This is a genomic window from Streptomyces sp. NBC_01283, assembly GCF_041435335.1.
Classification (GTDB): Bacteria; Actinomycetota; Actinomycetes; order Streptomycetales; family Streptomycetaceae; genus Streptomyces.
Window position 1 is genome coordinate 6,315,896 of the sequence record NZ_CP108430.1, and the last position, 11,335, is coordinate 6,327,230.

Annotated in this window: 10 protein-coding genes; 2 read left to right on the forward strand and 8 right to left on the reverse strand. The window is 68.9% G+C overall.

Features of this window, described 5'->3' with window-relative positions:
* Positions 1 to 175 precede the first annotated feature (175 nt).
* The 7 genes from OG302_RS28525 to OG302_RS28555 form a co-directional block, all read right to left on the reverse strand.
* Entirely contained in the window at positions 176 to 1,405 is a 1,230-nt protein-coding gene (locus OG302_RS28525; protein ID WP_371529385.1) for an acyltransferase, read from the reverse strand.
* The gene (locus OG302_RS28530) at positions 1,402 to 2,628 is read right to left on the reverse strand and encodes an alpha/beta hydrolase (RefSeq protein WP_371529386.1); all 1,227 of its coding nucleotides are present in this window, start codon (positions 2,626 to 2,628) and stop codon (positions 1,402 to 1,404) included. Before OG302_RS28530 ends, OG302_RS28525 begins: the two co-directional genes overlap by 4 nt.
* A 150-nt stretch (positions 2,629 to 2,778) precedes the next feature.
* Complete coding sequence (locus OG302_RS28535) at positions 2,779 to 3,450, reverse strand: response regulator (protein WP_371529387.1); 672 nt, start codon at positions 3,448 to 3,450, stop codon at positions 2,779 to 2,781.
* Positions 3,447 to 4,811 carry a sensor histidine kinase gene (locus OG302_RS28540; protein WP_371529388.1) on the reverse strand — a complete coding sequence of 455 codons (1,365 nt, stop codon included), beginning with the start codon at positions 4,809 to 4,811 and terminating at the stop codon, positions 3,447 to 3,449. The genes OG302_RS28535 and OG302_RS28540 overlap by 4 nt, the downstream gene beginning before the upstream one ends.
* Positions 4,812 to 4,953: 142 nt before the next feature.
* Entirely contained in the window at positions 4,954 to 5,826 is an 873-nt protein-coding gene (locus tag OG302_RS28545) for a DUF4429 domain-containing protein (protein ID WP_371529389.1), read from the reverse strand.
* Positions 5,827 to 5,901: 75 nt separating this feature from the next.
* Positions 5,902 to 7,113, reverse strand: a complete 1,212-nt coding sequence (locus OG302_RS28550) for an alpha/beta hydrolase (RefSeq protein WP_371529390.1) — start codon at positions 7,111 to 7,113, stop codon at positions 5,902 to 5,904.
* Between the two features lie 243 nt (positions 7,114 to 7,356).
* Positions 7,357 to 7,974, reverse strand: a complete 618-nt coding sequence (locus OG302_RS28555; protein ID WP_371750256.1) for a TetR/AcrR family transcriptional regulator — start codon at positions 7,972 to 7,974, stop codon at positions 7,357 to 7,359.
* 203 nt (positions 7,975 to 8,177) lie between these two features.
* Here OG302_RS28555 and OG302_RS28560 point away from each other — a divergent pair, with 203 nt between their 5' ends.
* Together OG302_RS28560 and OG302_RS28565 are read left to right on the forward strand one after the other, a co-directional pair.
* The gene (locus OG302_RS28560; RefSeq protein WP_371529391.1) at positions 8,178 to 9,788 is read left to right on the forward strand and encodes an MFS transporter; all 1,611 of its coding nucleotides are present in this window, start codon (positions 8,178 to 8,180) and stop codon (positions 9,786 to 9,788) included.
* A gap of 233 nt (positions 9,789 to 10,021) precedes the next feature.
* The gene (locus OG302_RS28565; protein WP_371750257.1) at positions 10,022 to 10,438 is read left to right on the forward strand and encodes a peptidase inhibitor family I36 protein; all 417 of its coding nucleotides are present in this window, start codon (positions 10,022 to 10,024) and stop codon (positions 10,436 to 10,438) included.
* Here OG302_RS28565 and OG302_RS28570 read toward each other — a convergent pair.
* Positions 10,419 to 11,243: a potassium channel family protein gene (locus tag OG302_RS28570; RefSeq protein WP_371529392.1), complete on the reverse strand. Its 825-nt coding sequence runs from the start codon at positions 11,241 to 11,243 to the stop codon at positions 10,419 to 10,421. The genes OG302_RS28565 and OG302_RS28570 overlap by 20 nt on opposite strands.
* Between the last annotated feature and the right edge of the window lie 92 nt (positions 11,244 to 11,335).

The following is an 11,335-nucleotide window of genomic DNA, read 5'->3' on the forward strand; positions in this document are numbered from 1 at the left end:
GGGGGAGGGTTTCGTGCGCCGCGACGGCCCACCCGGGAGGGCTTCGTGCGCCGCGACGGCCCATCGGCGGCTTGCTGCGATGGACGGAGACCCGTGCCGTGCGGGCCTCCTCCGGGCATGGCGCCGCAGTGCGGCTCCCCTCCGCGTAGCCTCCCGTCTCTTGGCGGGCCGGCCGCTACGCCAGTCCCAGCGCGAAGACCGCGAACCCGGCCGCCAGGACTCCGGCGAGTGCCCTTCGAGCGTGTGTGGCCCGCTTCCATGGGGCCTCGAAGCCGCGGGTGAAGCGGCCTATCAGCAGGAGGAGCATCCCGAAGACCGGAAGCCAGGCGACCCGGGCGGCTATCCAGCCCCAGGTGTCCGGACCCGCCGTCAGCCCTGGCACCGTGCCGCCGAGGAACGAACCAGGCACGGCGGCGGCGAGCAGCGCCGTCTGGTGCCAGCACAGGATCGTCATGGCCGACAGGTTGATCACGACCACCGGTGCCCACAGAGCGGGCCTGCGCAACAACTTGCCGATGCGTTCCCGCAGCAGGATCGCCGCACCGCTCTGCGCGGCAGCCAGCGCCAGGACCAACAGCGACGGGGGATGGGAGTTCGTCCGGGCCTCGCCCGGGACGCCGACCATCGACGACGGATAGTGGAAGACCAACAGCAGGGCCGCGAAGAGGGCAGTCCCACCGGCGAGCAGCAGCCACGCACCGCGCCTGCCCAGCTTCTTCTCGCCCCAGCTGACGCCCAGTTGATAGGCGAACAGCCAGCCGGGCAGCAGATTCAACAGGCTCAGCCAGGACGGCATGGCCTCCCCGAACGGGCCGTAGCGCAAGAAGTCGACAACGGCGACCGATCCGAGGAGGGGTGCCGCGGCCCAAGCACCGAGCCGCTCGGCCGCCTTGATGCACCAGGGGGTGAGCGCGGTGATCACCGCATAGATCCCGACGAACCACAGTGGCTGTATCACCAGCGTGGACCCCGTGCGCAGAGTCGTGGCCGGCACCCCCATCGCGTACAAGACCGGGACCAGCGCGGCCCAGACTGCCGTCACGCCGAGGACCGGACGGCCGAGACGCGCCACCCGCCCGCGAAGCCAGCGCTTCGTCGACTCGCCACGCGCCGCCGCCCGGCGATACGACAGGACGGAGGCATAGCCGCCCACCAGGAAGAAGACGCCGAGCATCTGCAGCACCCAGCTGAGCGGCGCGAAGAACCCGAACGACGCCAGAGGGCTGGCATTGTGCAGCGCGCCGCCCGCGTCGAGCGTGAATCCGCCGAGCAGCCAGTGCCCGGTCGGTACGGCGAGGAGGGCGAGCGCGCGCAGGCCGTCTATGGCCCGGTCGCGATGTGCGGGTGTCTTGGCGTCGATCGCCGACGCGGTCTTGCGCAAGGTGTTCAGTGGGGTGAGGCTCATGGCCGCTCTCCGATGGGACGGGCGTCGGCGGCAGCCGCACTTCCGGCGGTGCCGTCGTCCGGGGTGCCGGCGGCAGGGGTCTGCGCGATGGCGGCGAAGGCCTGGAGGGAGTCCGTCCCCGGGGCGAAGTAGCCGGTGTGGCCCTCGGCTCGTTCCGCGGGAACGCGGCGGGCGCCGAATCCCGGATCGGCCGGGTCCTCGCCATGGCCGAGGCCGAACAGCTCGACGTTCGGCACGTCACCGATCCAGTCGCTGTCGTCCTTGGCCGCCCACACACGGGCGGAGGTGTGCAGATCGGCCACGGTGTCCGCACGCATGCCGGGGGAGCCGAGCACCACCAGGTCGGATGCCGGAAGGTGTGGGGCCGCCAGACCGCACACCACCGAGCCGTAGCTGTGGCAGAACACGGCGGGGCGTGGGGCACCAGACGCCGTCATGCCCTGCACGAACCGGGCGAGCCGTGGCGCCCCGGCCTCCGCGAGCCGTCCCGTCGCGGCATCGGGGCCGAGACCGACCGGAGTCGTGTAGCCGACCCAGGCCACCACGGCCGTGTCGTCGCCCGCCCTGGCGCGAAGGGAGCGTGCCATTCCGGCCGGTGTGCCGTACTCGTCCGTCGACCGGTCGAAGGTACTCAGGTCTATGTCGGAGCCAGGAACGACAACGGATACATGGTGCGCACTCGCCAAGTGCCCGTACACCTCGGCCACTTGGCCTCTGCCGCGCGGATCGAACGCGAGTATCTGCCGACCGGGGCCCAGGAGTTCTTCGTAACGCGCGACGAGGGATCGGGCTCGCTCGTGGTCCTGCAGTGTGAGATCCGGATCGCTCTCCCGGGCCTGCTCGCGGGCACGCTCGGCTTTGAGGGCAAGGGAGTTGGCCTCGAAACGCAGGGCGGCCGGGGCGCCGTCCAGGTTGCCGACGACCGAGGGGTGCCGCGCGGCCAGCTTGTGCTGCCGCGCCTCGCTCAACGAGTCGAAGAACGCGGCGACTCGGGCGGGGGCCGTGGTTGCCGGATCCGGCAACCGAACCCCCCACGTATGGTCCGCGCGCCACGCCTGTGTACCCGGTGGTGGCCCTGTGATCGGCTGCTGCTCATTGCCGACCGCCCAGCCGGTCGTGCCGGCCACGATCGTCGTCGTGAGCGCCGCGGCGATCAGCGTCCGCTTGCTGCGTGCCCTCCAGCTCCCGCGCGTTCCGCGGGCCTTCCAAGAACGAAGGCGCATGGCCCGTCTCCCTCCCCATCTCGTGGCACGCTCTGGCGTGACGAGGGAAAAGTAGGGAGACGGTGCCCCGCGACACCTCACACTGGGGAGCCAACTCGCAGGTCATACCGGAGTATGGAGATCTCATACCGCGGTATGAGGGAGAGGGCTCTACTGCTCTCCGGGCGTGATCAGTCCTGACTCATAGGCGAAGATCACGGCCTGTGCGCGGTCCCGCAGGTCCAACTTGGACAGCACCTTGCCGATATGGGTCTTCACGGTCTGCTCGGCGAGGACAAGGCGCTCGGCGATCTCCTGATTGGACAGGCCGCGCGCGATCAGAGCCAGTACCTCGGTCTCACGTGGCGTCAGACCGTTCAGCCGCAGCGCCTGGTCATTGCGCGGGCGTTGCTTGGCGAAGTCCGTGATCAGACGACGTGTGACCGACGGAGCGAGCAGCGCGTCGCCGGCCGCCACCACGCGTACCGCCGAGATGAGATCGGCGGTCGGGGCGTCCTTGAGGAGGAAGCCCGAGGCTCCGGCGCGCAGCGCCTCGTACACATAGTCGTCCGCGTCGAAGGTGGTGAGCATCAGAACCTTCGGCACGTGAACCACCCCGGGCGGCGGGTCCAACAGTGCGCGGGTCGCGATGAGTCCGTCCATCTCGGGCATGCGGACATCCATCAGGACGACATCGGGATGGGTGCTGCGGCTGACTTCGATGGCCACCTTGCCGTTCGGTGCCTCGCCCACGACGTCGATGTCGCTCTGGGCCGCGAGGAGTGCGGCGAAGCCGGACCGCACCATGTTCTGGTCATCGACGATGATCACGCGGATGGTCATGCGGTGCCGGAGTCCTTTTTGAGAAGAGGGAGTTGGGCGGCCACACGGAAACCGCCGTCGGGCAGCGGCCCGGCGTCGACCGTACCGCCGACCAACCGTACGCGTTCGCGCATGCCGACAAGGCCGTGCCCTGTGCCGCTGTGCTCCAAAGAGTCGGGTGTTTCGGTGGGCGGTCCGTTGACCACGAGGAGCAGCAGATGCTCCTCGTCCAGGGTCACGGTGATGCTGGTGCGCGCTCCCGGCGCGTGCCGCATCACGTTCGACAAGGCTTCCTGGACGATGCGATAGGCGGACAGGTCGACGGCCGGTGTGACGTCGGCCAACTGCGTGAGCACGGTCAGTTCGGGACGTGACAGATCGATCGGTATGCCGGCGCGCATCGTCGCCTCCACCAGATGCGGCAGTCTGCTGAGCCCCGGCTGCGGCGTCCGTTCGCCCGGTGTGCCCTCGCTGCGCAGCACGGCGAGCAAACGCCGCATCTCGGTGAGGGATTCACGAGCGCTGGCCGCGATGCTTCCGAACTCCTCACGCGCCGCGTCCGGAAGGCCGTCGAGGCGGTAGGGCGCGGAGTCGGCCTGCACGGTGATCACCGACATGTGGTGAGCGACGACATCGTGCAACTCCCGGGCAATGCGCGCCCGTTCCTCGAGGAGAGTGCGCTGTGAGCGCTCGGCCTCGCTGATGGTCTCCTGCTCGACGAGCCTGCGCTGAGCGTCGCCACGCTCGCGCAGCAGTGCGCCGAGCAGCAGCGTGACGCCGCTCAGCACGATCAGCAGCACGCTGCTGTCCTGGCTGCCGTCGTCGCGGAACGCACTGAGGACGAGGCTCGCGACGACGGTGACCAGCCAGATCCTGAGAAGGGTGCGACGGCTCTCGCGCAGGGACAGGAAGAGGCACACGACCACGTAACCCACGATGATCATGGCTGTCCAGGGAGCGGGGCGGTTGTCGCCCATGGACAGCGTCACGATCGCCCCGATGACATCCGCGACGATGATGATGCACCAGGCGGCCAACGGGCGGGTGATCGCCAGCAGCAGCGGTGCGGCCTGCGCGACGCCCAAGGCGCCCGCCAGCCCGCCGCTCACCCCATAGTCGTTGGCCAGCACCTGGGTCGTGACTGGAATGAGTACCACCACGAAGCCCAGCGCGGTGATCAGGGGAAGCATGCGCACCCAGCGCTTGGTCGCCCGGGCCAGGGGTGGCTCTGCCCGCCCGGCGGGTGTCGAGAGGAAAGCCCCGGCCTTGCCGAGTCCTTCGCGGACGCCCGCGGTCACACGCTGAAGGGTGACCCGGCGTCCGTCCGGCCCGGAGGCCGGTGGGCGGGGATCCTGGTCCGGTGGTGTCGATGCGCTGCTCATGGCCTGATCAGCGTAGGCGTGAAGCATGCCCGGCGGCGTCGTACCGCGGAGCTGACCTGCACCTCATACCAGGGTACGAACCGGGCTCTACCCAATACCCAGGTATGACCCGTGAGCCCATGGCTCCGCCGGGTCACACCTGTCACAGCTCCGCGAGCAGCTCGGCCTTCTTCGTGGTGAATTCCTCGTCGGTGAGCAGACCGGACTGGTGCAGCTCACCGAGGTGCCGGATGCGCTCCGCGATGTCCGCCGGGTCACGGCGGGCCACCGGAGCGTCGCTGGGGACCGTCCCGGGCGTCAGGGCCGGTCCCGATGACCGGACCGCGGCGAGCACCGACGCGGCGAACGGCAGCGACTCGTGCACCGGCCCGTACCCGAGACCGAAGACGACGGCCGCGGGATCCTGGTCCGCCTGCGCGGGCTGGGCGAGCGGGGTCTCACGCCGCAGCAGCCGCAGGTGGCCCTCGAAGACCTCGGGGGAGCGCCACTCGACGCCGCTCAGGTCCGTGACCAGGAAGCTCTGGTCGCCGGCCTTCCACTTCGCGGACGAAGCGCCGGTCCAGAACCACCGGAAGGCCACCGACTTACCGTCGAAGGACGCCTTCCCGTCGTACGCCTTGAACTGCAGCGGAGTCTCCGGCGCGGCCACCAGGTAGCGGTCCGGGGGACCGCAGTCGCCGTCTGTGAGCTGAGCCCGCAGCTCGTCCGCGTAGTACTCGGCGAGCGTCTCCCGCTCGGCAGGCAGCACGAGTCGATACGGGTCGCAGCCATCCTTGAGCTGACCCGCGGCCGCCTCCATCAGCGGATCGGCGCCCGGTCTCGGCACGGCGTGCAGCACGACCGTCCCTCGCTTGCCGGGAGTAAGTGTCACTGCCGCGATCGCCTCGTGAGGGATGCGGCGTTCGCCGAGCGCCTGAAGCAGCTTCGGCGTACGGATCCCCCGTTCGAAGCGGATGAGCACGGAGTCGGACTCGAACTCCCAGGCGGCATGAAATCCGGCCAGTACGTCACCCATGCGGCTCATCGTAGGCGGCACGCGCGCCTCCGTCCCTCCTGCGGCGTGCCGCTGTTTTGTCGATTTCTACGCGCGTCAGGCCACTGCGGTGCCGGAAAATTCCTTCCGGCACCCGTCATCCCCGCTCGCACACCGCACCGAGCGGTACGAACCGGTGCCGATGTCGGCGAAGTTCCTGAGGCTCTCCGTACCCGGCTCGAAATAGCCGGTGTGGCCGATCGCGCCCCGTGCGGACAGCACGCGGGCGCCGAAGTCCCGAGAGACGGGATCGGCACCGTGACCGAGCCCGCCGACCTCCATGTTTGGCACATCCTGGATCCAGTCGTCGCCGTCCCTTGTGGCCCAGATCCGGGCACCGGTGCCCAGCTGTGCCGCCGTGTCCGCGCGCATGCCGGGGCTGCCCGCGACCGCGATGTCGGAGACACGGGAGGGCAGCTGTCGCGCGGCGACCCCGCACACCACCGAGCCGTAACTGTGGCAGTACAGCGCGACAGGCGCGTGACCCGGCAGGCCGCGGACCAGAGAGTTGAGCCGGATCGCCCCCTCGTCCGCGCGCATCGACGTGGCCGCGTCCACACCGAGGCCGGCAGGCGCGGTGTAGTCGGCCCAGGCGATCACGGCGGTACGCGCGCGTGGGCTCGCCGTGTGCTCCGCGCCGTACAGGGCCTTGGCCATGCCGACAGGCGCCGAGTACTTGCGGTTCGTCCGCTCGAACGTCAGTACGTTTGTGTCCACTCCGGGCACCACGACCGACACCCGGGAAGCCCGATCCAGGTCTCCGAAGACCTCGGCTATGCGACCCGTCCCCATGGGATCGAACGACAGGACCTGCCGACCCGGGTGCATCATCACGCCGAAGCGCTTCATTCTGCGCTCCGCCTCCTGCTGCCCGAGAGGGGAGAGTCGGTTGTCGTGCATGCGCCGTCGCTCGGTATTGCGGGCTTGCTCCAGGGCGATGTGGTTCGCGCGATATCGCAGCTCTACGGGGGCACCGTTCATGTTGCCGACCGCAAGGGGATAGCGGGTGGCGAGCCGGGTGCGCTGTTGCGCGTTGAGCGACGCGAAGAAGTGGGCGAGCCTGCCGGCCGGGGCACCGGAGTCGGGCAGGGCCCGTCCGTTGATGTGCCCGTGCTCCCAGGCGGAGAGCGAGGCCGCGAGCGGCGATGAGGCGTCCTTGTGGTGGCGCACCGCGGTCCAGCCCGTGGTCGCCAGCATGACGAACACGACGGCGAGCGCGAGCAGTGCGCGCCAGGCGCTGAGTTGAGGGGAGGAGTCGAAGGAAGTCACTACGGAACACCCTAGGAGAATCGTGATGCCTACCGTGCACTGGGTGAGGCAGATCACGTTTCCTGTGGGGTAATTGAGGCATAGCGGGCGCACTCTGAGCGATTTCGTCACACTCTGTATGCGTTACGTGCGCGTAGCGCGCCCGAGTGCGCCGCTACTGACGGTGCATCAATGATTCACTCAACGTGTTGATTTGTTCGATGGGTCGATCTTCAGCGCGACCGACGCGGGGTGCGCGCACCGTCACTCCGTGCGCCAGTCCTCCGCCAACGCGGGCCCCAGGTGGTCGAGATATGTCTCGGTGATCGCGCGGATCGACTCCACGCTCGAGTCCTGACCCGCACCCCACAGTCGCCCGGTCACGCGCATCACTCCGCTGAAGGCGGCCACCACCACGCGCGGTCGGGGGTCCGTCTCCAGGTCGAGCCCCTCGCGCTCGGCGATCACCTTCGCGATCTCTTCCTCCATCTCGATGGAGCGGCGCAGGTGGGCGGCGAGCAAAGAAGGGGTGGACTCGATCATCTGGTAGGTCCGCATGTGGAGTTCGACCGGGACGACCTCCTCGATGGACCGGCCCATGGCGTCCCAGGCTCCGATGACGGCGCCGCGCAGGGCCACGAACGGTGCTTCGTGGGCAGGGCGTTCGCGCAGCGTCTCCACGAATCGCTGCTCCACCATCTCCTGTACGGCGAAGGCGGTCTCCTGCTTGTTGGCGAAGTACCGGAAGAACGTGCGCTGGGAGACGTCGACGGCTTCGGCGATCTCGTCGACCGTCGTCTCCTCGAACCCCTTGGTCGTGAAGAGCTCGAGCGCCGCCCGCAGGAGCGCGTCACGGGTGCGCTGCTTCTTGCGCTCGCGCAGTCCGGGCCTCGAGGGCTCGACGGAGGTCTCTCCCGAAGTCTCGGCCTGCGGTTTCGCGGGGTCCGCCGCTCGCTGCTCGGTCCTCACGCCATGGCCCTCTTTCCACCGTTCTGACCAGCTCACCTTACCTGTGAGCTACGTGACAGTTACCGACTTGTGAAATGGTTTGTCAACTGTCAGTGACTGACACTAGCCTCGAACGCATGACTAGTCAGATCACCGTCGACAAGGCGGACAAGGCGCCGGAGCCTTCGTCCGCTCCGGCCCAGGCCAAGGGGCTCCGCGGCCACCCTTGGCTGACGCTCTTCTCCGTCGCGATCGGCGTGATGATGGTCGCCCTGGACGGCACCATCGTGGCGATCGCCAACCCGGCCATCGCCAAGGACCTCGGCACCACGATGTCCGGCGTCCAGTGGATCACCAACGGCTACCTCCTGGCGCTCGCCGTCGCGCTGATCACCGCCGGAAAGCTGGGTGACCGCTTCGGCCACCGGCAGACGTTCCTGATAGGCGTGGCGGGCTTCGCCGTGGCCTCGGGCGCCATCGGGTTCTCCAGCAGCGTCGGCCTGGTCGTCGCCTTCCGCGTGCTCCAGGGCCTCTTCGGCGCCCTCCTGATGCCGGCCGCGCTCGGCCTGCTGCGCGCCACCTTCCCCGCCGAGAAGCTGAACATGGCGATCGGCATCTGGGGCATGGTCATCGGTGCCTCGACCGCAGGCGGTCCCATCGTCGGCGGGCTGCTCGTCGAGCACGTCAGCTGGCAGTCGGTGTTCTTCATCAACGTGCCGGTCGGTGTCATCGCCCTCGTCCTCGGCCTGGTGATCCTCAAGGACCACCGCGCGGAGAACGCGCCGAAGTCCTTCGACGTCCCTGGCATCGTCCTGCTGTCGGGCGGCATGTTCGCGCTGATCCTGGCCCTCATCAAGGGCTCGGAGTGGGGCTGGGGCGGACCCAGGACGCTGCTCTTCCTCGTGGGCGCGGTGGTTCTCTTCGCGCTCTTCGCCTTCTGGGAGACGAAGGTCAAGGAACCGCTCATCCCGCTGGGCATGTTCCGGTCCGTGCCGCTGTCCGCCGGCGTGGTCCTGATGGTGCTGATGGCCTTCGCCTTCATGGGCGGCCTGTTCTTCGTCACGTTCTACCTGCAGAACGTGCACGGGATGAGCCCGGTCGACAGCGGTCTGCACCTCCTGCCGCTGACCGCCATGATGATCGTGTCCTCGCCGATCGCCGGTGCGCTCATCACGAAGTTCGGCCCGCGCGTCCCGCTCGTCGGCGGCATGGTGGCCACCGCTGTCGCGATGTTCGGCATGTCCACGATGACGACGGATACGGCGACCCTGCCGATGTCGCTCTGGCTCGGCCTCCTCGGCCTCGGCCTCGCGCCCGTGATGGTGGGAGCCACCGAGGTCATCGTCGGCAACGCCCCGCTGGAGCTGTCCGGCGTGGCGGGCGGCCTCCAGCAGGCCGGCATGCAGGTCGGCGGCGCGCTCGGCACGGCGGTGCTCGGCGCGGTGATGGCCTCCCGGGTCGACAAGGACCTTCCCGCGAACTGGGCGGACGCCAAGCTTCCGCCCATGACGTCGGCCCAGCTCGACCAGGCGTCCGGCGCCATCGAGATGGGCGGAGCCCCGGTACCGCCGAAGGCGCCGGAGCCGATCGCCGAGGCGATCACCTCGGTCGCGCACGAGACGTTCGTGTCCGGCATGGGCCTGGCCTTCACCGTCGCCGGTGCCGTCGCGGTCGTCGCGGCCCTGGTCGCCACGTTGACCAAGCGAGGCGCCAACGCCGAAGCGGGAGCCGGAGTCGGACACATCTAGCCGGAGGCGTTCCGGTCCCGTCCGGAGACATTTCAGGGCATAAGAACGGCGTACGCCGAGCAAGTATCTGCCTGGCGCTCACGCATCAGGGAAAGCCCCTCAGGGTTCAACTGGGGGGCTTTCGCCTATCTGGGTGACGCACATCCGTACCCCTTCCGACGGAGCTAGCGAGTGGGTCACAGTTCTGGCAAGTGATCCAAACGACACGGGAGTTGAAGCAGATGCGTACGACCATGCCCACGACCTTCGCCGTCGCCGCACTCGCCACGGTGATCCTTGCCCCCGCACAGGCGGGTGCCGCGGCACCCGCCACTCAGGCCGATCTCGCGACACCCGCGAAATACGCCGGGGCCGCCGCACCACCCACGCTCGCCGCCTGCGGGCCGGGGGAGCTCTGCCTATGGGGAAAGGCGAAGTTCAAAGGTGCCCGACAGACGTATGAGCTGTCCGAGATCGACATCGAGAGCTGTGTAGCGCTGCCGGAGGGGGGCAGCGCTCAAGCCCTCGCCAACCGCACGGGCCGGCCGGTCACCACGTATCAATCCGTGGAGTGCGCCGAGACCGGCGAGTTCGACACCTATCCAGGGGGTGGCACCTGGGTACCCGAATCGCCCTATCGTGTAAGGGCGTTCAAGGTCTGGGAGAGCTGACCGGAGGCACCTGAGGAGCATCCGCGGCCGGCGCCGGCCGCGGAACCTCCACCGACGTCGGCTGAAGCGCCCCGGCCGACAGTGCCGTCACCTGTGCCCGCAGCTCTCGCACCTCCGTCGTCAGCGCCTCGATCGCTGCTGTCTGGCGCCGCTCCTCGACGTCGTCCCGGTCGAAGCGCGCGATGAACCAGGCCGCGATATTGGCGGTGACGACACCCAGGAGTGCGATGCCCGACAGCATCAGGCCGACCGCGAGTATGCGGCCGAGCCCGGTCGTCGGCGCGTGATCGCCGTAGCCAACGGTGGTCATCGTGGTGAAGGACCACCACACCGCGTCGCCAAGAGTCTTGATGTTGCCGTTCGGTGACTCCCGCTCCACCGAAAGGACGGCCAGCGAACCGAACATGAGGAGGCCCACGACAGCCCCGGCGACATACGTCGTCAGCTGAATCTGAGACGCCATCCGGGCCCTGCGCCCGACCAGCATCAGAGTCGAGACCAGCCGCAACAGCCGCAGCGGCTGCAGCATCGGGAGGAGGACAGCACAGAGGTCCAGCCAGTGCGAGCGGACGAACTGCTTGCGGTGGTCGGTGAGGTAGAGGCGTACGAGATAGTCGGCGGCGAACGAAGCCCAGACGATCCACTCCACTACCGTGCAGGTGGTTCCGACGCCCTCGCTCGCGTCGGGCGCCACGATGGGCACGGCATAGGCGACGGCGAAGGCCACCGCGAGCACGAGGAGCGGACCTTGGGTGCGTCGCTCCCAGCGGAGCTGTGCCGACTGGTGCTTTATGGGCGCTTCCATGCGCGCATCGTAGGAAACGCCGGAGGGCGGCGGGAGCCACCGCCCCACCGCCCTCCGGACGACCTACGTGCTACTGGCGCCGCGCGTACCGC

What these genes read in the sequence shown, in the direction of transcription:
- OG302_RS28530 (WP_371529386.1), bottom strand. Translation starts at nt 2,628, where the DNA reads ATGCGCCTTCGTTCTTGGAAGGCCCGCGGAACGCGCGGGAGCTGGAGG.
- OG302_RS28565 (WP_371750257.1), top strand. Translation starts at nt 10,022, where the DNA reads ATGCCCACGACCTTCGCCGTCGCCGCACTCGCCACGGTGATCCTTGCC.
- OG302_RS28540 (WP_371529388.1), bottom strand. Translation starts at nt 4,811, where the DNA reads ATGAGCAGCGCATCGACACCACCGGACCAGGATCCCCGCCCACCGGCC.
- OG302_RS28535 (WP_371529387.1), bottom strand. Translation starts at nt 3,450, where the DNA reads ATGACCATCCGCGTGATCATCGTCGATGACCAGAACATGGTGCGGTCC.
- OG302_RS28570 (WP_371529392.1), bottom strand. Translation starts at nt 11,243, where the DNA reads ATGGAAGCGCCCATAAAGCACCAGTCGGCACAGCTCCGCTGGGAGCGA.
- OG302_RS28545 (WP_371529389.1), bottom strand. Translation starts at nt 5,826, where the DNA reads ATGGGTGACGTACTGGCCGGATTTCATGCCGCCTGGGAGTTCGAGTCC.
- OG302_RS28560 (WP_371529391.1), top strand. Translation starts at nt 8,178, where the DNA reads ATGACTAGTCAGATCACCGTCGACAAGGCGGACAAGGCGCCGGAGCCT.
- OG302_RS28525 (WP_371529385.1), bottom strand. Translation starts at nt 1,405, where the DNA reads ATGAGCCTCACCCCACTGAACACCTTGCGCAAGACCGCGTCGGCGATC.